The organism is Pseudomonas sp. P4_B3, from assembly GCF_056402295.1.
In genome coordinates this window covers 16,811-39,127 of the sequence record NZ_JBFUHR010000004.1, presented here as the reverse complement: position 1 = coordinate 39,127, position 22,317 = coordinate 16,811, and the positions used below count along the sequence as shown (strand labels likewise).

Sequence of the window (22,317 nt, the reverse complement as noted above, 5' to 3'; positions counted from 1 at the left end):
TTGAAATCGGCCCTTGTCGAGTCATGTTGATCCTATGCTGGGAGAGCAGGGTGCATAATCGCCTCTAGCTTGGGGGTATGTTTAACTAACACTCAATCGCCTCAATCATCCGCTTGAGCACTACTTCACAGCGATGCTTGGGAGTGAACGCCACCTGATCCACCAACTTTTTTCCGCCATTTCGTACGGGAACTTCAAGAAGGTCGACAGCATCCTACTGGGCGATCCAGCTTATCCCACAATAAATACTGGGGTTGGTGGGATCTTCGTATCCTCAAACTTTGCGCCGTCGATGTAGGGCGGCATTCTATCGAACGACAATTCAGCGACAGGGATCGTCATCAATGCAATCTACTTTCAGCAAAGGCGTCATGTTTGCACTCTCCGCTGCGGCACTGAACGCAACGATCGGTGTACTCAGCAAAGTACTCATGAGTAATGGCTTCACCGCCAGCAGTGTCGCCGTCATCAAGACCGTACTGGGTTGCATGCTTCTCTCGATCTTACTGCTTTTCCTCAAGCGCCCGGCGTCGACGACCAAATGGACTCAGGCGGCTATCTGCGCGTTCCTTGGCATCTTTTTGCTGTTCCACTTCGAAACGTCCGCCTATCGACATTACGCTGCAGCAGGTGTGGTGGTGGTGCTGATGGCCAGTGCCTCAATTTCCTCGATCATTCTGGGGCGCATTTTTCTCAAGGATGCCATCACCGCGAACGCGACCGTGGGCGCCGCACTGGCTATCGCCGGGATCGCGGTGATCTTCGGCGCCGACCTGCAGCAGGGCTTTACCCTGCAAGGTGCTGCGCTAGCCTCCATGGCCGGCTGCGGCTATGGGGCGTTTTCGGTTGCCATGAAGCGGATGGGCGTGTCGGGGGGACTGCACTTCACCCGGCAATTGCTGTTCTTTGGCAGCCTGTACCTGCTGATGCCGGCCGCGGCCGTTGATTTCGTGATCGGCGAGCTGTCGCCGCTGGCGATCGCCGCACTGTTAGCGCTGGCCGCGCTGCCGACAATCCTTGGCTTCTTCTGCACCACCAAGGCCATCGAGTATCTCAAGCCATCCCAAGTGCAGGCGCTGGAACTGACCGAGCCGCTGTTCGCCGCCCTGCTGGCGTTTGTGGCGCTCAATGAAGTACCGCGCGAAAGCCTGTACGCGGGAGCGGCACTGATCATCGTCGGCCTGTGTTTCTCCAATGAACTAATCCGCTTGGGCAGCAAAGCATCCGTACCTTCGACCGAGTGAGCTATTTTCGGATCCTGATTACTTTAGCAACCAGTGGTTTTTAAGTGTTTTGAGCTACTGACCGCTTCTGGCCGATTCTGTTGAAAAAGTCGGTTCGCCCAAACAGCCTGGTCATTGACTGGTTAAAACGCCTTTTTTGCACACTGCTACGTGAAATCCGAGTCCGGAAGCCTCTGCCAAAAGTAAAGATTTCAATCTCGGACGCGTACTTTTCCGATGCGCAAACCATGGCCGACTTTTTCAACAGAATCGGCCAGGAGCAGTCATTCGACACTCCTCGTGCCAACGTTTAAATTGACCCGTTTAGTTACCTGGCCACCTCAAAAAATGACCGGCACTTTCCAAGGCAGCTGCCTCTGCGGCGCCGTCAGTTACGAAATAAAATCACGCCCCAAAGCGGTTTCACATTGCCATTGCAACCAATGCCGTAAAAGTCATGGGGCAGCGTTTGCCAGCTATGGCAGCGTGCTGCGAACTGACCTGCATATCATCCAGGGCGCGGAGTGCATCACGACTTACCGCTCTTGCGAATCAGTGCTTCGTCAGTTCTGCGGCCAGTGCGGGTCGTCGCTGTTCTGGTCGCAAAGCCGGGGTGGATACGCAGACTGGAAATCTATAGCGCTGGGTTCGCTAGACACGACCTTTACTACCGACAAGCAGCAACATGTAGAGGTGACGTCCAAGGCGCCCTGGTATGAAGTACAGGATCAGTGGCCACAGTCTCGATGACAGCTTCGGGTCAACTGCTACCAGTCCTCGACAAAGCGCACGCGCTCAACGGTCAACCCAAACCTGCGACAATGCTGCCTCTTCGGGCTTCGTAACTTGCGTGGCAAACGTTCAGGTATTTGAATAACAAATTCGCGGGGAGCAGCCACATTGGAATTGAGACAACTGCGCTATTTCGTAAAAATCATCGAGCTTGGCAGCCTGGGGCGTGCGGCACTTGAACTGGACGTTGGTGTGTCAGCCCTCAGTCAGCAAATCTCCAAGCTGGAAAGCGAACTGTGCACCCGCCTCCTGAATCGAACCTCTACCGGCGTGACGCCCACTAGCGCCGGATTTGCGTTTTTACACCATGCCCAATTGACGCTACGCCAGGCGGAAAACGCAATCATGGCCGCCCATCGCGGGCGAATGAGCGGTTATGTCAGCGTCGGCTTACCACCGACTACCGCGACGGTGCTCGCGTTGCCGTTGATCAACGCAATGCGTGCGCGTTATCCGGACATACAACTGCATTTGGTGGAAATGCTTTCCGGCCACTTGGCGGCGCAGCTCAACGCACGGCAAATTGACCTGGCCATCCTGTTCCAGCTCGAAGGGGGTAAACGCTGGAGCGTGACTCCGCTGCTGGATGAAAAGCTGTTTGTCATTGCCTCGCCCAGCCTGCCACAAGCGCCTTCTGGTGACAGCGTGCAGTTAGCCGACCTTGGCGGCCTGCCGCTGGTGATGCCCAGCGCGCAACATGGATTGCGCTCGGCATTGATGAGCGCGTTCGAGCGGGTCGGGCTAACACCCAATGTCATTATGGAAGTCGACGGTCTCGCTGTTTTGATGAACGCCGTTCGGGCCGGTCATGCGGCGACGATACAACCGGGGGCGGCCGCTGCATTGAAAGACGGGTCCGGACTTTCACTGATCAGGATTGCCGATCCCCATGTGGGCCGACGTAATCTTCTGGCGACGCTGGCTGACGACGAACTCTCTCCGGCGGCGCTGGCAACGCGGTTGGTCATCGTCGACGTGGCGCGACAGTTGGTCGTCGACAAACAGTGGCCTGGAGCTACGTGGATAGAAGGGGTAGACGCGTAATCCTCCTTCAACCCCGGACATCTCCTGACGACAAAGCCTTTAGAAAAACTAAACACCCCGCGTCAAAAGCAGCCTTTCGGCCACTCCTTCCCCACCCTATCGTTCTCCCCACTCGCAAGGAGCACTTCGTTCCCGCTTCCTTGCAAATCGAGGAGCGATAATGATCGATGTCTTAATCATAGGGGGTGGCAACGCTGCCTTGTGCGCCGCTCTGATGGCGCGAGAAGCGGGCGCCAGCGTGATGCTGCTGGAAGCCTCTCCGAAAATCTGGCGCGGTGGCAACTCCCAACACACCCGTAATCTGCGGTGCATGCACGACGAACCGCAGGACGTGCTGATCGATGCCTATCCGGAAGAAGAATACTGGCAAGACCTGTTGAAGGTCACCGGTGGCCTCACGGATGAAAAGCTTGCTCGCATCGCCATTCGGGCATCGTCATCTTGCCGCGACTGGATGCGTTCACACGGCGTGCATTTTCAGCCACCGCTGTCCGGCGCGCTGCACGTGGCGCGTACCAATGCGTTTTTCATGGGAGGCGGTAAAGCGCTGGTCAATGCGTATTTCCGCAGCGCCGAACGCCTGGGTGTAAAAGTTCGCTACAACACGCAAGTGACCGACATCGAGTTGGATGAGGGGAAATTCGTCGCCGCCCACGTGGGCGAACATGAGGTCGATGGTCTGCGTTTCGCCGCAGAACGCATCGAAGCCCGGGCCTGCGTGTTGGCGGCCGGCGGCTTCGAATCCAACCGTGAATGGCTGCGCGAAGCCTGGGGCCAGAATGAGCGTGGTGAATGGCCATCGGACAATTTCCTGATCCGGGGCACCCGATTCAACACCGGCATTTTGCTACGGCGCATGCTCGACCTTGGCGCAGATGTGATCGGCGATCCGACGCAAGCACACATGGTCGCGATTGATGCCCGCGCGCCGCTCTACGACGGCGGCATCTGCACCCGAATCGACTGCGTATCTCTGGGTGTGGTGGTCAATCGTGATGGCGAACGCTTCTACGACGAAGGTGAGGATTTCTGGCCAAAACGTTATGCGATCTGGGGGCGTCTGGTGGCCGGACAACCCGGTCAGCAGGCGTATTCGATCATCGATCAACAAGCCATCGGCCGCTTCATGCCGCCGGTCTTTCCCGGCACCACCGCCAATACTCTGCAAGACCTTGCCCGCCAGTTGAAGCTGCCTCAAGAAAAATTCGTCAAGACTGTCGAGGACTACAACCGCGCCTGCCGCGTTGGCACGTTCGATCACACGGCGTTGGACGACTGCCACACCCAAGGACTGATGCCCGCCAAAACTCATTGGGCGCGGCCTTTGGTGAAACCACCTTTCTACGCCTACCCGCTTAAACCGGGTGTCACGTTCACCTACCTCGGCCTCGCCACCGACGAAACCGCTGCCGTGCATTTCAACGGCAACGCGAGCCCCAACCTGTTCGTCGCGGGAGAAATGATGGCCGGCAATGTTCTGGGCAAGGGCTACACCGCCGGCATCGGCATGGCCATCGGTACCGCGTTTGGCCGCATCGCCGGTGTGCAGGCGGCCGCTTCGGTGGGCTTTGGCGTTTCATCTGCAAACACGGAGTCTCGACATGCAACTGTTTGATCCCCAAGCGTCGGGCGGGTTGATCCCGGTGTTGAATCTTGACGAAAGTGAAGTCCAGCGGCAGATGACCATCTGCAATGCCTGCCGTTATTGCGAAGGCTTTTGCGCGGTATTTCCGGCGATGACCCGGCGCCTGGAATTCACTCAGGCCGACATCCATTACCTGGCGAACTTGTGCCATAACTGCGGCGCGTGCCTGCACGCCTGTCAGTACGCCGCCCCACACGAATTCGACGTCAACATACCCAAAGCCATGGCCAAAGTGCGCCTGGATACTTACGCCGAATACGCCTGGCCGCAAGCCATGGGCAAGTTGTATCAGCGCAACGGCCTGACCCTGGCGCTGGCTTCCGGTGGGGGACTGGCGTTGTTTTTATGCCTGACCCTGATGCTCATGGGCAACCTGTTCACGGCCATTCCCGCGGGCGACTTCTACAAGATTTTCCCGCATAACACCCTGGCGCTGATGTTTGGCTCAGTGTTCGGCTTTGCGGTACTTGCCTTGACCCTGGGTGTACGGCGCTTCTGGCGCAACGTTTCACCGGTCGCAGCGCCACTGCCGTTGAAAACGTCCGCTGCATTGGAGGCTACGGCCAACGTCGCGAAGCTCAAATATCTGGACGGCGGCCATGGCGAGGGCTGCAACAATGCCGATGATCAATTCACCTTGTGGCGACGCCGATTCCATCACCTCACCTTCTACGGCTTCATGCTGTGCTTCGCCGCCACCGGTGTCGCCACGCTCTTTCACTATCTGCTGAAGTGGTCGGCGCCTTATCCGATCTTCAGCTTGCCGGTGATGTTGGGTATTGCCGGTGGCATCGGCCTGCTGATCGGCCCCGCGGGTCTTCTTTGGCTGAACCTGCGTCGCAACCCTGCGCACGGCGATGAGAACCAAAAACCCATGGATCGCGGCTTCATCGCGCTGCTGTTTCTGGTCAGCGCAAGCGGCCTGGCGCTACTGGCTTTGCGTGAAACCAGCGCCTTGGGCTTGATGTTGGCTATCCATCTCGGCCTGGTCATGGCGTTTTTCTTGACCATGCCCTACAGCAAATTTGCCCATGGAATATTCCGCAGCGCAGCGCTGCTCAAACACGCCATCGAGAAGCGTCAACCCAACCCGATCAACGCCGGCAGCGACTGACAATTAAAACACTCATTCCAAAAACAATAGTGAGCATAACGGTAGCCATGATGAAAACGACAACGGCAACAACCCGAGCAAAGGGGTCCAAATCAGGCGCCATTTTGCGGGTCACCAGCGGTAACTTTCTCGAGCAGTTCGACTTCTTTCTGTTCGGGTTCTACGCGACCTACATCTCCCAGACCTTCTTTCCAGCCACCAGCGAGTTCGCGTCGCTGATGATGACCTTCGCAGTATTCGGCTCCGGATTCCTGATGCGTCCGTTAGGCGCCATTGTGCTGGGGGCGTACATCGACAAGGTGGGCCGTCGCAAGGGGCTGATCGTGACGCTGTCGATCATGGCCGCCGGTACCGTATTGATCGCCCTGGTGCCGGGCTATGCCGCCATCGGCGTGGCGGCACCGATTCTCGTGTTGTTGGGCAGGCTGCTCCAGGGCTTCTCCGCCGGCGCGGAAATGGGCGGTGTTTCCGTGTATCTGGCGGAAATTTCCACCCCCGGTCACACCGGTTTCTACACCAGTTGGCAATCGGCCAGCCAACAGGTGGCGATCGTCGTCGCGGCTGCGTTGGGCTACACGATCAATGCCACGATGCAAGCCGCTGAAATCGCCAATTGGGGCTGGCGTATTCCGTTCTTCATTGGCTGCGTGATCATCCCGTTCATTTTCATTATTCGCCGCTCATTGGAAGAAACCACTGCCTTCACTGCTCGCAGCCATCGTCCAACAACTCGCGAAGTTTTTCGCTCGATGCGTGACAACTGGCGCACCGTACTGGCGGGCGGCTTGCTGGCGTCCATGACCACCACCACGTTCTATCTGATTACGGTCTACACACCGACGTTTGGGAGGACAGTTCTGAACCTGAGCACCACCGACAGCCTGGTGGTCACACTGCTGGTCGGCATCAGCAACTTTATCTGGCTGCCTATCGGCGGCGCCCTCTCCGACCGCATTGGCCGTCGGCCACTCTTGCTGGCGATATCGTTGCTGTGCATCTTCACCGCCTATCCCGCCATGCACTGGCTGGCAGAGGCGGCGAGTTTCGAACGACTGCTCGCTGTTCTCCTGTACTTCTCATTCTTCTTTGGCATTTACAACGGCGCCATGGTCGCGGCATTGACCGAAGTCATGCCACAAAACGTGCGGGTAGTCGGGTTTTCTCTGGCCTTCAGTTTGGCCACCGCGGTGTTTGGCGGTTTTACCCCGGCAATCTCGACACTGCTTGTCCAGGCCACGGGCGACAAGGCATCACCTGCCTACTGGCTGATGTTCGCGGCGCTGTGTGGGTTCACGGCGACGACGATTCTGTATCGTCGGCAAAAAGCTTTGGCAGTCAGAACTGTTTAGTTCCTCGATCGCCGATCGCTTACCAGCGTCGATCCACGGCGGGAGCCGAATTAATTTCGGCCGGTAACGTAAGGCAGAAACCGGCCAATAGCACCGTTAACATGCGACAGGGATTATCCCAAAAACAGTCGTCAATTCACTCATAAAGCAGGGACCATAGCCCTCCCCCAGGACACATTCCGGCCTTGATATCTGCTGAAGATTCCACCCAGAGCCAGTCGTTTTGTAGGGGTAAAAACCAATAAAAATAAAAAGGGGTCGCGAGATAAAATCTCGCAACCCCTTGAATTATATGGTCGGGACGGAGTGATTCGAACACTCGCCCCCTAGCACCCCATCTCCTTTTTCATACTTCTTGAAAGATCCCAAAATTTCACTCTGGATTTTTTTAAGCGAGTATTTACTTGAGTTCCAGCGGTGTTCTGCTCTACGAGAGTCTAGTAACGTCCATTAAGAGCCGACGTTTTTGTGGGGGGAAAAGTAGGGGAAACCCATTTCATGGCCAAAATCACCATCACAGAACTCGAGTCGCTGACCGCCAATGATGCCGGCCGAATCCTCAGGGAGGATGGCAATCTCGCCGGTCGAATCTCAGTCCGTTATGACGGTGCGTCGGTCAGCTTTTTCTATCGCTATCGGTGGGGCGATCAGAACAAAGTTACTCCTGCGGGTCCCGGCCGCGCAAATCCCTAACGGACATGAAAAGGTGCTTTGTCCTGATGAGACTCCATCCTGACTAGGGATGCCGTCTGGAGCCTCATTTGGCCAAAGGACAAAGCGAATACGAAGCGGCAGGTCGGAGGACTCCGCATTCCGGCTCTGTCTGGAGTGATTGGCGTTAACTACTGTGCAGTGTGTTTGAGGTACCAGTGCTGTGTCGCATCCAAAGAAGCCGCAAAAACTCCAAGGATTTCATTGATATCCTTCTCCGTTGAGATCAACGGAGGACAGAATGCCAATGCATCTCCCATGACTCGGTTGATCATTCCACGCTCCTGGGTCTGAGAGGACAGATACCGCCCGAGTCTGCCAACAGCCTCAAAAGGCTCTTTTGTGTGCCGGTCGGCTACCAACTCAACGGCAGCAATCAACCCCACACCACGAACCTCGCCAACCATTGGATGATCAGCAAACTGCTGAAGCCCTTTGCGAAGGATAATCCCCATTTCAGCAGCATGCTGAACCAGGCCCTCCTCTTCGATAATTTTAAGATTCTCCAGGGCGACTGCAGTAGCTACCGGGTGCCCGCTACCAGTGAAGCCATGCCCTAACGTGCCGATCGAATGGCTCTGGTCGGCAATGTCTTGGTAAACAGCGTCGTTAATCAATATGGCTGCAATGGGCTGATAGGAGGACGACAGCTGTTTGGATACCACCATGACGTCTGGTTTGATATCAAAGGTCTCGCAACCGAACATACTGCCGGTTCGACCGAAACCGCAGATGACCTCGTCCGCGACAATCAAGACGTCATGCTTGCGGCACACCTTCTGGATCTTTTCCCAGTAGGTCTTCGGCGGAATGATCACACCCCCCGCTCCCATCAGCGGTTCGCCATAAAACGCTGCGACCGTCTCAGGGCCTTCCTTGATGATCAGATCATCCAGTTCTCGGGCGAGGCGATCGGCGAATTGTTCTTCTGTTTCACCTGCTCGACCATATCGGTAAAAGTGCGGGCAACTGACATGCAGGAAGCCCGGCAGGGGAACGTCAAAGCCGCGCTGATTTGCTGGCAGCCCAGTGAGGCTCGCACTTACGGTAGTGGTACCGTGATATGCGTTCTGCCGACTGATGAACTTTTTCTTGGCGGGCTTCCCCAGTGCATTGTTCCGGTACCACAAAAGCTTAACTACCGTGTCGTTTGCCTCAGAGCCGGAGTTGGTGAAAAACACTTTGCTCATCGGCACCGGAGCCATCTCCACCAATTTTTCGGCGAGCTCGATGCTGGGACGGTGTGCCTTACTGGAAAACACATGATAGAACGGCAGTGTACGTAGCTGCTTTTCGGCAGCCTCGATCAGCCGCTGGTTGCTGAAACCAAGTGCTACACTCCATAGCCCTGACATCGCCTCGATGTATCGCTTATTTTGATTGTCATAAACATGAACTCCTTCTCCACGCTCGATAATGAGGGGGCCATCCGCTTCAAGAAGTCGAGCATCCGTATAAGGATGGAGGTGATTTTTAACATCTTGTTGTGCAAGCAAATCCGTCATGATTTTGCCTCGAAGTGAGAGAGGATTCGTTAAACCAAGGGCCGTGTAGAAACCCAAATTAAATACCCAGGCAACCGCACCAGGCTCCACAGCTACAACAACTACCTGTCGCCAAAAGCCATGGAGCAAAAAGCGGCATAAACACCGTAATCGGTGTCCGGACTTACTTGACCAATTCAGGCTCGCCTACAGGTTATGCGCTAAACCTGTGGGCGAGCCCGCTCGCGAAGAGGACTTTAAGGCTGTTGCCAAAAAATCCGGATCAGAAGTAATAACCGATGTTCATGTACAACTGGTTTTCCCACTGGTTACTACCACCAGCCCCCAGACTCTGGGTAAGGCTGCCGCCACCGATGACCGGATCATTCTTGCCGTACAACCATTCCGTGGCGATCCATAGCTTGCTGAGGGAGAACGAGGTGCCGAAAATCATCCGTTGCGAGGTCTTGAAATCGTCCGCGGACTTATCGAAGGCGCTGTAGTTGGCGTACAGCTTCACACCGCTGATCTGATCGAACAGGTACTTGCCGCTGACGTCGTAGCTCAAATCCGCCACATACAAGTTGCCGCGACTGGCGACGTTGAAGGTGCCGTCGTAACCGCCGAAAGTCACCAGTTCATCGGTGCCAGGGTTGCGCGGGGACATCTGCTGTCGCGCGGCTTGCAGTTGCACGCCCCACGGACCGTTTTTGCCGATGTAGTGCACCGCCATGGCATTGCGCCGGCCATCGTTGTTGGTGTCGCGGTTCTCCAGGGACGAGGTCAGGCCGGAGATCCCGACTTCAGACTTCCACGGCCCCAGGTCCAGCGCCTTGGCCACCCGCAGGACCACTGTGTTGCGTTCCTGGTTGTTACTGCCGTCGGTGACATAGCTGTCCGCTTCGGAGACCACGGTGGAGTAGGTTTCACCGTTGCTGGTGCCTTTGCCCTGCCAGGCCGGGCGCAGGTAATAACCGGCCTGAACATTCCAGTCGCCGCTTTGCTGGATGTACTTGGCACCGACTTCTTCGATGTCTTCCAGTCCTATGACGCTGCCCAGGGTTTGATAGAACGTGCTGCCGAAGTACGGCTGCAAACCGAACGGCAGCTGGTTCAGGCCGACCTGGACCTGCTGGTCGGGGTTGAACTTGTAGCCGATCCACGCCAACTCGGCGAACTGGACGTCACCGACATTATTTGTGTACTTGTAAGGGTAGGCTCGACCGTAGAAACGGTACTTGGCTTCGCCAATCCAGGTGTCGGAGTTGTACTTGGCGCTGAGGATCGCGGTGTCGAAGTTGAACGTCTGGATGTCGCGATCCGGGTCATAGTCCCAACGCGCCCGGACGGCACCACCGAGATCAAGGTTATCGGTAACCTGGATCGCCATCGCAGGGCTGGAAAGGGCGCCCAATAGCGCCAGTGGGGTCAATGAGCGCAAGGCCCGGGTTGTATTCAAGTTCATGGTCGCTCCGTCTCTTCTCTAGGTCTTATTTTTGGCAACAGCTATCCCGGCCACGGCAAAAGCGCGGTCTGGATAAAAGGGGTAAGACCCGCCAGGACGAAGGCTGTTAACAGCGTCCAGGTGCGGGCCGGGAGGGTCAGCCGCCGGCGGCCTGCAGGGTCTGGGTGTAGCTATGCAGAGCCTGTATATGGCACCTCTTCATTAAGGCTGGGAGGTGTCTGACAAGCCGCGGTCATTCATACTCCCGCGTCAGCTGCGTTGCAGTTCTTCAACTACTGCCGCACAGGCACGGAAGGTATTCAACGTCCACTCTGGATTGATAAAGTCCGGCCAACTGGAAAGTTTTACGATTGCCACTTCAGAGGCCGGATCCCAATAGATACTCTGCCCAAATACTCCGCGCGCCGAGTAGGTACCTAGTTCACTGTCCAATACCCAGCACTGATTACTGTATGCCGCGCCAGGAAAGCTCTTGACGTAAAAGCCATAGAGAACCTCAAAAGCCGGTGTGGAGCCACGGCCGCATTCACGCACAAACTCCTCTGGAACAATCTGCTGGCCGTTGAAACGTCCCCCCTGCAGATACATTTGGGCAAAGCGCCCCAGATCACGCAGCGTGGCGCTCATCCCGCCATCGGCCAATGCAGTTCCAACGCTATCGAGGGTGATATTCGCGTCTTGCTCTGCCCCCAGTCTTGACCAGATTTCCCGGCTCAGTAAAACGGGCAGCCGCTCGCCGCAAGCCCGCTCACAAACCCAGGCCAACATGTCGGTATCCACTGAGCGGTACTCAAAGTAGTGGCCATGCTCACGGTCCTTACTCAGCGACTTCAACAAACCATAAATGCTGTCAGGTGACTCTCGCTCTCCCCGTTCACGCCAACCCGAGGCGATATCCAACTGAATGAATTCAGCATCAGGATCGGTGTAGTCCTCCCTGAATCTCACTCCCGTGCGCATATCCAGAAGATCCTGTACCCGAGCGTCGCCATAACCGCTTGCCGAAAGCTCGGGCACATAGTCGCTGACACGCGCTTGGGGATCGATTCTGCCCTGGCCGATCAATCTGCCGACCAGGCTACCGACGACGGTCTTGGATACCGATTGCAACAGATGCAACGTGTGCGGCTGCATACCGTTGAAATACTGCTCCGAAACCACCTTGCCTTGATGAAGCACCAAAAAACCATCGGTGTAGCTATCGGTCAAGAAGGTCGCCAGATCGGTTTGTCCGCCGTCGACCCGCTGGAAACGTACGTCGTCCAGTGAGCGTTCGTTGCGCTCGAGTTCGGTGACCGGCCCGGGACTGCGATGAATAGCGGCCACCGGAAATAACTGGCTGATGTGCTGGAACGACCAGCGGTTATAGGGCGGACTGTCCCAATTATGCAGGCCGACTTGCTTTTCCCGGGGCGGCGGATAGCCCTGCATCAAACTTAGGTCCTGATAACCAATGCCGGGAGCGGTCATGTCTTTTTTATTGTACATAGGGGTTCAGCTCTCATCGTTCAGAGGGTGGTGGCAAGAAAAGCGGTGGCCGTGATCCTGGGTCTCGGCTGGCACCTCTCGGCGACAACGCTCACTGGCCCGCGGGCAACGGGGCGCGAAGTGGCACCCGGCAGGCCGGTTCAAGGGGCTGGGGATCTCGCCACTCAGGATTTGCAACTGGTCACGGCGCTCCGGGTCGATGGAGGGCACTGAATTGAGCAGCGCACGAGTGTAGGGATGACGCGGTCGGCCGAACACCTGTTCCACAGGCCCGGCCTCGACGATGCGCCCCAAGTACATCACCAGCACCTGCTGCGCCAGATACTCGACCGTCGCAAGGTCGTGGCTGATGAACAGGTAGCTCAGGCCATTGTCGGTCTGCAGCGTCTTGAGCAGTTGCAGCACCTGGGCCTGGACCGACACGTCGAGCGCCGCCGTAGGCTCATCGAGGATCAGCAGTTTTGACTCCAGCGCCAGGGCCCGGGCGATAGCGATACGCTGCAACTGGCCACCGGAGAATTCATGGGGATAGCGTTCCATGTGCTCCTCGCCCATCCCCACATTTCCCAGCAGCGTGAGAATGCGCGCGTGCAAGGCGCTACCGCGCAAACCAAAGGCAACCTTCAGCGGCTCGGCAACAATCGCCTTGATCGTCATTTTTGGGTTCAGCGAGGCATACGGGTTCTGGAACACCATACTCAAGCTCCTGCCCCGCGCCCTGGCATCAGTGGGCAGCGGCCGACCTTCGACCAGAATTTGCCCACTATCGGCTGGCAGCAGACCGAGCAAGGTCGCGGCCACCGTACTTTTGCCACAACCGGATTCCCCCACCAGCGCGACCGTCTCACCGACCTGCACCTCCAGGCTGATGTGGTCAATGGCGGTCACCAGGCCATCGCGGCTGGCGTAGGTCTTGTGCAACTGATTGACGCTCAACAGTGCGGGCTGTTTGTTGTTATTCATAGCCGTTTACCTTTCAAAGAAGCCTCACACCTTGACCAATATGTTGTGGCAAGCTGCCCAGTGCTCCTTGCCGATGACAACCCTCGGCGCAGCCTGATTGCAGCGTCCGGTGGCGCGTTCACAACGTGGGTTGAAGGCACAGCCAGCCGGGGGAGCCTCCATGTTCGGCACCTGCCCCGGGATGAAGCCCAGGGGCTGGGGTCCCTGCCCCAACTTGGGCACGGTGCCCATCAACTTCAGGGTGTAGGGGTGTGCAGGTCGCTTGAACACCTCGCCCACCGGACCGCTCTCCACCACTTCGCCGGCATACATCACCGCCACCCGGTCACAGAGCGAAGCCACTACCCCAAGGTTGTGGGTGATAAACAGAATCGCCAGGTCCTGCTCCCGTGCCAGTTTGCGCAGCAGGGCGATGATCTGCGCCTGCACTGTGACGTCCAGCGCCGTGGTCGGCTCATCGGCGATCAGCAGTTTTGGCCGACAGGCCAGCGCCATCGCAATCACCACGCGCTGCAACTGACCGCCAGACATCTGGTGCGGGTACTTGGCTAGCGCTAGAGAGGGGTCGGGCATGCTCACCGCTTCCAGCGAGCTCAGCGCCTCGGCGCGGATTTCTGCCTTACTCAGTTGCCGATGGCAGCCGATGACATCGATCATCTGCCGCCCGACGGTGAAGAACGGGTTGAGCGCCTTCATCGGATTCTGGAAGATCATCGCCGCGCCACCGCCACGCAAAACCGCCAGCTGCGACGCCGACGCGCCGTTGACCTGCTGTCCGGCGACCCTGACACTGCCTCCCAGCCGAGCGGCCTCAGGCATCAATCCAAGGCAGGACATGGCCGTCATTGACTTGCCCGAGCCCGATTCCCCCACCAACCCGAGGATCTCGCCGCGCCTTATCTTAAGGTCGATGCCGCGTACGGCCTGTACGGTCTTGAACAAACCTGGGAAGGACACCGTCAGCCCTTCCACTTCCAGCACCAGGTCTTGAGCTGCGTCGTTATTCGCAGCGGCGAGACGCTCAATAGTCGAATACTGCAAGGATTCGTCGATCATCAGCGCATCCCCTTCTTTGGATCAAGCACATCGCGCAGCCCGTCACCTACCAGGTTGACGGCCAGCACCAGGACAAAAATCGCCACTCCGGGAAACAGCACCGTCCAGGGATTCTCGAGTAACTGCGAGCGCGACGCTGCGGCCATCAGCCCCCATTCGATCATGGGCGGCTTGGCCCCCAGCCCGATAAAGCTCAGCGAGGCAGCGGCGAGAATGGTGTAACCAAAGTCCATGGACCCCTGCACGATCACAGGCGTGGTGGCATTGGGCAGTACATGGCGAAGCAAGATACGGCAGTGACTGACGCCCATGGAACGGGCGGCATGGATATAGGTTTCTGACCGAACCCGTACTACCGCACCGCGCATGATCCTCGCGTACCAGGGAAACCAGGAGACAGCGAGCGCTAACATGGCATTGGCCAATCCCGATCCCAGCGCAGCGGTGATAGCGATCGGCAACAACAGCGGTGGAAAGGCCAGGAACACATCTGTGAAACGCATCAGCAGCGTATCCACTCGACCACCGAAGTAACCGGAAACAAGCCCGATCGGAATCCCGATCAGCATCGCAATCAGAGTCACGCTCACTCCGATGATCAGCGAAGTGCGTGCGCCATAAAGCACCCGTGAAAGAATGTCGCGACCAAACTCGTCGGTGCCCATCCAGTGTGCCCAGTTGGGTGCCAGCAATTTCTGGGAAAAGACAATCTTGTTCGGTTCATAAGGTGCAAGCCAGGGGGCGAAGACTGCCGCCAGGATGATCAGCAGCAATAACAGCGCGCCGAATACAAACAACTTGTTATCGCAGGCAAACGCCAGGGCCTTGATACGCCACGATGGGGCTCGCGAGGGCATGGACAGGGATACGTCTTGGATACTCATTGGACTCGCAACCTCGGATCAACAAGGTGATACAAGAGATCAACGATCAGGTTGATCGACAGATACGTCGTGGCCAGCACCAGGGTGGCTCCCATCACGGCGGGGAAATCATTCTGGGCAATCGAAAACACCACGAAGCCGCCCAGGCCGGGCCAATCGAAAACGAACTCAACAACTACTGCACCACCGAGCAGGTAACCGAAGGTCAGGCCCACCACTGTCAGGAGCGGAATCATTGTCGCCTTCAGGGCATAGGCGTAATGGATGCGCCACTTGGGTACACCGTAAGAAACGGCCGTACGGATGTACTCCTCGGATAGCACCTCCACCATCATGTTGCGGGTAATCCGGGTGACAGTGGCCAAGGTCACGATGACCAGGGTGAGCACGGGTAGCGTCAGGTGTTTGATGGCGCTCCACAGTGCTTGGAAATTACCGGCCAGCAGCGTGTCGATCAGGTAAAAGCCTGTCACACGCTCAAAGGGGCTATCGAGTAGAATGGAAGCATCGATACGTCCTTGCAGGGGCAGCCAGTTGAGCTTGCCGTAGAACAGCAACTGCAAGCCCATGGCCAGGATGAAAACTGGAAACGCCGTCCCGGCGATGGACCCCGCTCGAGCCGTATTGTCGACCACTGAGTTCTGCCGCGCCGCTGAGATGACACCGATCGGCACCCCCAGCACCACCACCCAGAACATCGCCAGGAATGTCAGTTCAAAAGTCGCGCCAACCCGCCTGACCACTTCCTCCACCACCGGCCGCCCGGTGCGCAGGCTAGTGCCAAAATCACCTCGCAGAAGATCGCCGATGTAATTGAAGTATTGGATCGGCAGAGGCTTATCCAACCCCAGTTTTTCCCGTGCGACGGCAATCTGCTCCACCGTGGGGTGGTTTCCCAGCATCATTTCTACCGGGGAACCCGGAAGAGCTCGGCTCAGAACGAAGGTGATGGTCAACACTCCCAAAAGAATGAAGAACATCACTATCAATCGCTGAGCTATATACTTCGCCATTTGGAATACCCCTTGTGGCTAAAAAACTTGACCCTGACTTCTTACGCCCTACATAAAAACCCCAAAAGCGGATTAACCCTTGAGGGAATGACCAGGCAAATTAACTAACTGCCTGGTTATCGATTTACATGGCAAATCAGGTATTACACGTACCACTTCATCAAGGACGACTCAGCATTCAGCGATTCAAGTTGTAATAGAGAATCGCCTCATAAGCAGGATTCAGGCTCTTTTCCATACCCTTAATGTCTTTGCGGGAGACACGTATCTGCTGCACGTCGGCGTACCAGATCGCAGGAGCGTCCTTGGCCAGTAGCTGCTGGGCCTGCACGTACTTTTCAGTGGATTGGGCCCGATCACTGCCTTCTAACGCCGCCGCCTCTTCGATCAACTGATCAAAGTTTGGGTTGCTGTAGTGAGACAGATTGAATAGCGTGGTTTTCTCTGTATGGAACTCACTGAAAAGCCAATCGCTGGGTGTCGGATACGTCGGCCACCAAGCCATAGATTGCAGGTTGGGAGCGGTATCCAGCTTCTTTGCCTTATCCCAGATCACACCCCACTCGCCGGGGAGTAACTCCACCTCAACGCCAACCTGAGACGCCGTCGCCTGGAATAGTTCAGCAGCGTTTGCATAGATGCCACTGATGTACTGCATCGAGACCTTCCAGTCCTGCTTAGGTACACCGGAGGCTTCCAACAATTGTCGGGCTTTATCCAGATCGTAAGAGGCCATAGGCACGCTGGCATGCCCCCAGATGCTGGTGGGCAAAGGCCCCTTGGGAACGCTGCCGTAGCCATGCAAAATATCTTTGGTGACACTTTCATAGTCCCAGAGGTACTGCAGCGCCTGACGAAATGCCAGGTTGTTCGTAGGGTACTTCTGGGTATTGATCAAAAATTGAAAGTTCTTCCACGAAGACGCGGTGCTCACCTTGATGGAGGGGTTCTCTCCCAACACCTTGAGCTGATCAAGAGGGATATCCCAAGCGACACCGGCCTCGCCATTTTTGATCATCTGGGTACGAGTGGCGGCTTCGGATACGACCTTCACGATAACCCGATCAAATTGCCCTTCTTTCCAACCTCCCCAGTAGCCATCGAATCGCTCAAGCACCACTTGCTGGCCCTGTTCGACCTGCCCAAGTTTGTAGGGACCGGTACCGATGGCGTTGGGAGCCATCATCCAGTCATGACCTTTCTCCACCGCCGCCGGGGCAATGATGTATGCGGCATACTGACCTGCCGCGATCAAATTGGCCGGAGTGGGACTCTTAAACTTGAGCACTACCGTATCGTCAGCGAGGGCCTCGACGGTATCCAGACCGTTCCATACAAACGCAGCGCCCTGTTTCAGCTCCTTGACGTAATCAATGGACTTTTTGACCGCTGCGGCATTAAAGGCCGAACCGTCATGAAATTTAACGCCGTGCCGCAGCTTGAAGGTCCAGGTCTTGCCGTTGTCGCTGCTTTCCCAGGACGTGGCGAGCCCGGGGGAAAACTCCTCAGCACTGCCTGGCGCGTTATATACAACTAGTGTCTCGTAGATATTGCCCAGTACCCGCACTTCCTCCGAAAAAGCCGAAGCTGGATCCCAATCCTTGAAAGAGGCTCGATCAGCGACAACCAAGGTATTGTTTGCCGCATACACCAAACCACTGGTCAATGGCGCAGTAATGGACAGCGCCATCAACCCCGCCATCAATGTTCTTTTGAATTTCATCGGTGTTCCTCTTATTTTTATGGCGGGCGCAGCGGATCACTTGTAGAAACAGGCACTCATTCAACTGGAATGAATGATGTGATTGGCCGTTAACGAAACTGACTTCTGAGTGGTGTATGGCATTATCGATCTGCCGCACAGCCAGCTCAATTTCGCGAGCACGAAGAAAAAAACGCCAGGTGACGCCCCAAAGCGTCACCTAGCGTCAATTTTAAAAAAAGACTAAAACAGCGGAGGGACGAGGTTGAACTCACCTTCTGATGGATGTACCAGCAGCCGCGACCTCACCTCGTCGGGAATCTCAGGGGCATCAATCGGAAAACAGCTGCAACTGGTGAGAGCGTTACGCAGGTCGATCGACTCGCCTAGGTGCTCAAATACAATATGGGCACCAAAAGGACGGCGGAAATTGTCACCCGAAACGCCGAGTACCAAGCCGTTGAGAAAACGGAAACGACTGCGGTAGGAGGGATAAAGCGCTGACCAGATATAGCCCCGGGACGAGAGGTACTCGCGCTCGACGATGTAAATCAGATCCGATGAGGCAAAGCAGAACCCACGATATTTATTGATGCCGAAACTGTTCAGCTGGTCATCGCCCAGCCTCATCCGCTCGTAGGTTTTACTCAGGATCTTTTCGCCGGAGCGGGTCAAGCGGGTAATCGACTTGATCACCTCCCCCGGCGCGGCAGGCGACATCAAATAGACAAAGTAGTAACCCTGGTACTTCGACAACGCCTGCGCGGAGCTCGGGAAAAAACCGGCTGGTACCGCACTGTCCGGCTCTCGCGCCGTGCGTTGCCTGTTGAGCAGAGCGCGGAAGGATTCATGCTCGGAGAATATTTCCTCCTCATCCACCCCAAAAAAAGTGCAGATCTTGCGCAGGGTAAAGGACGAGGGAGTCGCTTGCGCCCCCAAGTATTTGTTGAACTGCTGGCGGTTGATATCAAGGGAGCGGCACACCTTCGCCACCGACTTATAATATCCGCAGAGAAGGCGCAAGTTTTGACTGAAGTCTTGCATCGACTGGGATGAACTGGAACTGACCATAAAGAGTATTCCTAACGCCACAATTGACAACACGCTGAACTAATCGTCGCTTGGGGTCACGGTTTCAAAAGCTGAGTGCAAGACTGTGCCTGAAAGTGGCGCAGAAGCTCGGCATTGCCAACCCGTGATCGACGCGAGCATTGAGCCCGACCATAGCGTCTCAACAAATACACAAACTTATCCAGCGATTCCTGACGCCTCGGTAGAATTACCATCGGCTGCATATTTGTAATTCGCACCTATTACTACCCAAGATGTCACCGCTGTGGTCTTCATTAGCACCACCGGTGCGGGCGAGGCCGGGGTTGGCACGTTGCGCCAGACACCTGCATTGGTGCGGCAGCAGCCGCGCATCATTGGCTACGCATGCGACGCGATCGAGCCCATGCCAGGATGCGGCAGCGAAGCCTAGAGGAGCGGTGAGTCAGCCTGTACCACGTAACGTGGTTTCGACAAAGGCTTCGAAGCCTTCGGTGCCGCCTTCGCGGCCTAGCCCCGAGGCTTTCATGCCACCGAACGGGATCGGGTGGCCGGTGAACTTGACGCCGTTGACCGCGACCATGGCGTGGTCGAGGCGGCGAATCCGGGGGTAGATCAGGTCCAGGCGGTTTCATGGACGAGTTCGGCACCCGCCCTGTAACCGGCCGGTGGAACGATGATGCCGCCGGTGCCCATCAGCGGCTCGCCGATAAACGCGGCCACAGTGTCGGGGCCTTCGGCCGTGCATGGCTGACTCTGTCACCGGGTCAGCGCTGTTCCTTTCATATCAGTCGAATGAGCAGCAAGACCAAGAGCACGTTCAATACGGCTAGCGCACTCAGGCCCGCAAGCACACCGCCAGCGCCCCAGGTCTGCAATAAGTAACCGCCTGCTAGGGGGGTCAAGGCTTGTCCTATGAGCGAAGGCCGAGCCATGCGCCCCATCAGCAAAACATAATGGGCGGGCGACATGAGGGCCAATGGCAGCAGTCCTCGAACGATCGCCCGCAAACCATTACCCGCGCCATAGATCACCAGCCCCAGCGCAGTCATTGCCGGTGCGATGGTCACAAACAGCAGACCGATTGCCACGAATACCACGGAGATCAACGTCGTCCAGATCGGGTGTCGCTTACGCGAAAAAACTTGTAGAACACGTGATCCTACCTGGCTCGGCCCCAGCAACGCGCTCAGTCCGATGGCGGCTGCAAGCGAGTAACCCTGCCCCTGCAACAATGAAATCAGCTGGACCGACATCGCCGTCATGATCACTGCGCCTAACGCAAAAATCAGCGTGAGCAACAGGTAGATCCGCAGGTCGATTGAGAGGTTTTCATCACCCGTTGCATGGCTTTTGGCGAGTGGCCCCACGCCACGCGCCAGCACCCAGAGATAAAGCGGTGCCACGGCAATGACCAATAACACCCCATACGCCACGCACGTCGTGCGCCAGCCAACGTGCTCGATGACCAGCGCCACCGCGGGCCATGACAGCGTTGTGGCGAACCCTGAAATAAGCGTGACCCCGGTAATCACAGTGCCCGCCCGCTCCCCGTATAGAGAACCTAAAGCTGCGAACAGGGCTTCATACAGCCCCAGCGCCATGCCGACGCCAATCACTGCCCAAGACAAAAGAAACATCGGCAACGAGGTCGAGCTGGCCATCAGAAATAATCCGATGGCGACACCCAGGCCGCTACTGGCCAGGATGGGGCGACCGCCGTAGCGGGCGATCAGCCGACTGGTCAATGGCGCCAGCATCGCGGAAACCAGAATGCTCAGAGACAGCGCGCCATATACCCATTGGCTGGCCCAGCCGGTCTCTTTCATGATCGGATCGGCCATGACGGCCATCAGGAAGAACGAACCTCCCCAGACCAGAACTTGCAGCATCCCCAAAATAAAAATGCCGAATACGCCAGGCAGTCGCGTTTGTTGATTCAAGACAATGTCATCAGTGGTGAGAAAGGCGGATAGAGTGAGTAGCTGAGCAATTACGTTTAAACGAACGATTCATCTAGCCAACGAATCCGTTGGCTCAAAGCATGTGCCCAGCCCAAATCTTACGATTGACCAGGTCGGCAGCAATTTCGATGAAGGCATCCCCGACGAACTTGGCAGCCGGACTGACCCGTCTGTCAGCAGGAAAAACCTGGACGAGTTTGCGCATGGGAATGGGGTCGACCAAGGGTGCGGCACTGAGCACGCCAGATTCGATTTGCGCGTAAATCGATGCCAAAGGCAAAGCCGTCAAACCGAAGCCATTGCGGACCAGGTCGATCATCGCACCGAAGGAGTCGGCTTCAACGCTGGTCTTGAGCTTGATCCCGACTTCACGCGCACAATCATCCAGAATCACGCGAAGGCTGTGTCGAGCGCTTGGCAATACCAATTGCTGCTCAGCCAAAGACTCGAACGACACCGGCGTATCAAGCCGTAGGTTGGCGCTGGCGGGGCCGACCAGCAGCAAATTCTCCATCATCACCGGCACGATACGCAGCGTATGCAGGGGTTGGGGATCGTAAGAAATCGCCAGTTCCAATTCGCCACGCTGAACCCAATCCAGCAGATAGCCGCTGAAGGCCGAGGAAAACCTGACGGCGAGATTCGGGTGCGCCTCTTTGATCTTGCGTACCAACGGAACGGTGACAATTTCCGCCACCGTCGGCGTCGTACCGATGACGACCGTTCCCCGAAAAGAGGTCTTTCCGCCCACAACAGAACTTCGAATGGACTCCATTTCTTCCATGATTCGGGTGGCATGTGCCAGCACTTCACGGCCGGCATCGGTAATCTCCATTCCTCGCCCATGTCGATCAAACAGGTAGGTACCGAGCTCTTTTTCCAACAATCGTATTTGCCGGCTAAGTGCCGGTTGCGCGATGTGAAGTCGGTCGGAGGCCTTGCTGAGACTGCCTAGCTCGGCCACATGAATCAGGGTCTTGAGTTGAACGACATCCATTACCAGGCCAGTCAGCATCGGGCTCGGCGCGATATGCGTCGAAAGTGCTGTGAGTGTAATCGCATTTTCGAACCTTGGAGCGCCCCGCAAACCACGTGTCGCGAGGCCTGGCAACTTCCGGGCCGGCTGTATCCCCCGGCCCGCTGGGGCTGCACGCCAAGCTATAGAATTTAGGTATATCAGTTAGGCCAGCCTGACGGCTTATTACCCTCCTGACTCTGCGGTAGCGTGCAATCAACGTCGGCGCCAAAGAGCGTTCGACTCACTACAAGAATAAGATTCGAGGGCTCGCGCCATGATGTTCATTGCTTCGTCTTACCTGATCTGTCCGACTCCCCCGGTCCACATACCGCTCGCCACACTCGTGCATCCT

17 protein-coding genes and 3 pseudogenes are annotated in these 22,317 nt (G+C 56.7%); 7 read left to right on the top strand and 13 right to left on the bottom strand.

The features are described 5' to 3' along the window. Nucleotides 1–344: 344 nt before the first annotated feature. The 7 genes and pseudogenes from AC1DWG_RS05590 to AC1DWG_RS05560 all read left to right on the top strand — a co-directional run. A complete protein-coding gene (locus tag AC1DWG_RS05590; RefSeq protein WP_477787457.1) occupies nucleotides 345–1,244 on the top strand; it encodes a DMT family transporter in 900 nt (299 codons plus the stop codon). Nucleotides 1,245–1,571: 327 nt separating this feature from the next. Then, nucleotides 1,572–1,973, top strand: coding sequence for a GFA family protein (locus tag AC1DWG_RS05585; RefSeq protein WP_477787537.1), 402 nt, complete (start codon nucleotides 1,572–1,574; stop codon nucleotides 1,971–1,973). 150 nt (nucleotides 1,974–2,123) lie between these two features. Beyond that, nucleotides 2,124–3,059 (top strand): LysR family transcriptional regulator, encoded by a 936-nt coding sequence (locus AC1DWG_RS05580; RefSeq protein WP_121102046.1) that lies wholly within the window; start codon nucleotides 2,124–2,126, stop codon nucleotides 3,057–3,059. A gap of 160 nt (nucleotides 3,060–3,219) precedes the next feature. Further along, the gene (tcuA, locus tag AC1DWG_RS05575) at nucleotides 3,220–4,674 is read left to right on the top strand and encodes an FAD-dependent tricarballylate dehydrogenase TcuA (RefSeq protein ID WP_477764386.1); all 1,455 of its coding nucleotides are present in this window, start codon (nucleotides 3,220–3,222) and stop codon (nucleotides 4,672–4,674) included. Next, entirely contained in the window at nucleotides 4,661–5,818 is a 1,158-nt protein-coding gene (tcuB, locus tag AC1DWG_RS05570) for a tricarballylate utilization 4Fe-4S protein TcuB (RefSeq protein WP_477787456.1), read from the top strand. The genes tcuA and tcuB overlap by 14 nt, the downstream gene beginning before the upstream one ends. Nucleotides 5,819–5,865: 47 nt before the next feature. After that, on the top strand, nucleotides 5,866–7,167 hold the full coding sequence (gene tcuC / locus AC1DWG_RS05565) for a tricarballylate/proton symporter TcuC (protein ID WP_477787455.1): 1,302 nt from the start codon (nucleotides 5,866–5,868) through the stop codon (nucleotides 7,165–7,167). A 498-nt stretch (nucleotides 7,168–7,665) separates the two neighbouring features. After that, nucleotides 7,666–7,874: pseudogene (locus AC1DWG_RS05560) on the top strand (site-specific integrase); the annotation flags it as partial. A 135-nt stretch (nucleotides 7,875–8,009) separates the two neighbouring features. Here the strand turns inward: AC1DWG_RS05560 and AC1DWG_RS05555 are convergent. From AC1DWG_RS05555 to AC1DWG_RS05495, 13 genes and pseudogenes are all read right to left on the bottom strand, one after another. Next, a complete protein-coding gene (locus tag AC1DWG_RS05555) occupies nucleotides 8,010–9,383 on the bottom strand; it encodes an aspartate aminotransferase family protein (RefSeq protein ID WP_477787454.1) in 1,374 nt (457 codons plus the stop codon). A 262-nt stretch (nucleotides 9,384–9,645) separates the two neighbouring features. Beyond that, nucleotides 9,646–10,827, bottom strand: coding sequence for a hypothetical protein (locus AC1DWG_RS05550; RefSeq protein WP_223531582.1), 1,182 nt, complete (start codon nucleotides 10,825–10,827; stop codon nucleotides 9,646–9,648). 249 nt (nucleotides 10,828–11,076) lie between these two features. Next, on the bottom strand, nucleotides 11,077–12,315 hold the full coding sequence (locus AC1DWG_RS05545; protein WP_223531583.1) for a serine hydrolase domain-containing protein: 1,239 nt from the start codon (nucleotides 12,313–12,315) through the stop codon (nucleotides 11,077–11,079). 6 nt (nucleotides 12,316–12,321) lie between these two features. Beyond that, entirely contained in the window at nucleotides 12,322–13,278 is a 957-nt protein-coding gene (locus tag AC1DWG_RS05540) for an ABC transporter ATP-binding protein (protein WP_159389621.1), read from the bottom strand. Nucleotides 13,279–13,302: 24 nt separating this feature from the next. Next, entirely contained in the window at nucleotides 13,303–14,334 is a 1,032-nt protein-coding gene (locus AC1DWG_RS05535; RefSeq protein ID WP_477787453.1) for an ABC transporter ATP-binding protein, read from the bottom strand. Beyond that, nucleotides 14,334–15,218: an ABC transporter permease gene (locus AC1DWG_RS05530; protein ID WP_223531585.1), complete on the bottom strand. Its 885-nt coding sequence runs from the start codon at nucleotides 15,216–15,218 to the stop codon at nucleotides 14,334–14,336. The genes AC1DWG_RS05535 and AC1DWG_RS05530 overlap by 1 nt, the downstream gene beginning before the upstream one ends. Continuing rightward, complete coding sequence (locus tag AC1DWG_RS05525) at nucleotides 15,215–16,231, bottom strand: ABC transporter permease (protein WP_223531586.1); 1,017 nt, start codon at nucleotides 16,229–16,231, stop codon at nucleotides 15,215–15,217. Before AC1DWG_RS05525 ends, AC1DWG_RS05530 begins: the two co-directional genes overlap by 4 nt. A gap of 178 nt (nucleotides 16,232–16,409) precedes the next feature. Then, nucleotides 16,410–17,954, bottom strand: a complete 1,545-nt coding sequence (locus tag AC1DWG_RS05520) for an ABC transporter substrate-binding protein (protein WP_477787452.1) — start codon at nucleotides 17,952–17,954, stop codon at nucleotides 16,410–16,412. A gap of 222 nt (nucleotides 17,955–18,176) precedes the next feature. Then, nucleotides 18,177–19,004, bottom strand: a complete 828-nt coding sequence (locus AC1DWG_RS05515) for a helix-turn-helix domain-containing protein (protein ID WP_223531588.1) — start codon at nucleotides 19,002–19,004, stop codon at nucleotides 18,177–18,179. 253 nt (nucleotides 19,005–19,257) lie between these two features. After that, nucleotides 19,258–19,448 (bottom strand): annotated as a pseudogene (locus AC1DWG_RS05510) (P1 family peptidase); the annotation flags it as partial. After that, nucleotides 19,429–19,614, bottom strand: a pseudogene (locus AC1DWG_RS05505) (aldehyde dehydrogenase family protein); the annotation flags it as partial. The pseudogenes AC1DWG_RS05505 and AC1DWG_RS05510, both read right to left, overlap by 20 nt. A gap of 151 nt (nucleotides 19,615–19,765) precedes the next feature. Continuing rightward, the gene (locus AC1DWG_RS05500; RefSeq protein ID WP_477787536.1) at nucleotides 19,766–20,875 is read right to left on the bottom strand and encodes an MFS transporter; all 1,110 of its coding nucleotides are present in this window, start codon (nucleotides 20,873–20,875) and stop codon (nucleotides 19,766–19,768) included. A 145-nt stretch (nucleotides 20,876–21,020) separates the two neighbouring features. After that, nucleotides 21,021–21,962 carry a LysR family transcriptional regulator gene (locus tag AC1DWG_RS05495; RefSeq protein ID WP_477787451.1) on the bottom strand — a complete coding sequence of 314 codons (942 nt, stop codon included), beginning with the start codon at nucleotides 21,960–21,962 and terminating at the stop codon, nucleotides 21,021–21,023. Nucleotides 21,963–22,317 lie beyond the last annotated feature (355 nt).

Excerpts from the sequence above, each read along its gene's own strand:
- AC1DWG_RS05590 (WP_477787457.1), top strand. The coding sequence starts at position 345 with ATGCAATCTACTTTCAGCAAAGGCGTCATGTTTGCACTCTCCGCTGCG.
- AC1DWG_RS05585 (WP_477787537.1), top strand. The coding sequence starts at position 1,572 with ATGACCGGCACTTTCCAAGGCAGCTGCCTCTGCGGCGCCGTCAGTTAC.
- tcuA (WP_477764386.1), top strand. The coding sequence starts at position 3,220 with ATGATCGATGTCTTAATCATAGGGGGTGGCAACGCTGCCTTGTGCGCC.
- tcuB (WP_477787456.1), top strand. The coding sequence starts at position 4,661 with ATGCAACTGTTTGATCCCCAAGCGTCGGGCGGGTTGATCCCGGTGTTG.
- tcuC (WP_477787455.1), top strand. The coding sequence starts at position 5,866 with ATGATGAAAACGACAACGGCAACAACCCGAGCAAAGGGGTCCAAATCA.
- AC1DWG_RS05555 (WP_477787454.1), bottom strand. The coding sequence starts at position 9,383 with ATGACGGATTTGCTTGCACAACAAGATGTTAAAAATCACCTCCATCCT.
- AC1DWG_RS05550 (WP_223531582.1), bottom strand. The coding sequence starts at position 10,827 with ATGAACTTGAATACAACCCGGGCCTTGCGCTCATTGACCCCACTGGCG.
- AC1DWG_RS05545 (WP_223531583.1), bottom strand. The coding sequence starts at position 12,315 with ATGTACAATAAAAAAGACATGACCGCTCCCGGCATTGGTTATCAGGAC.
- AC1DWG_RS05540 (WP_159389621.1), bottom strand. The coding sequence starts at position 13,278 with ATGAATAACAACAAACAGCCCGCACTGTTGAGCGTCAATCAGTTGCAC.
- AC1DWG_RS05535 (WP_477787453.1), bottom strand. The coding sequence starts at position 14,334 with ATGATCGACGAATCCTTGCAGTATTCGACTATTGAGCGTCTCGCCGCT.
- AC1DWG_RS05530 (WP_223531585.1), bottom strand. The coding sequence starts at position 15,218 with ATGAGTATCCAAGACGTATCCCTGTCCATGCCCTCGCGAGCCCCATCG.
- AC1DWG_RS05525 (WP_223531586.1), bottom strand. The coding sequence starts at position 16,231 with ATGGCGAAGTATATAGCTCAGCGATTGATAGTGATGTTCTTCATTCTT.
- AC1DWG_RS05520 (WP_477787452.1), bottom strand. The coding sequence starts at position 17,954 with ATGAAATTCAAAAGAACATTGATGGCGGGGTTGATGGCGCTGTCCATT.
- AC1DWG_RS05515 (WP_223531588.1), bottom strand. The coding sequence starts at position 19,004 with ATGGTCAGTTCCAGTTCATCCCAGTCGATGCAAGACTTCAGTCAAAAC.
- AC1DWG_RS05500 (WP_477787536.1), bottom strand. The coding sequence starts at position 20,875 with ATGCTGCAAGTTCTGGTCTGGGGAGGTTCGTTCTTCCTGATGGCCGTC.
- AC1DWG_RS05495 (WP_477787451.1), bottom strand. The coding sequence starts at position 21,962 with ATGCTGACTGGCCTGGTAATGGATGTCGTTCAACTCAAGACCCTGATT.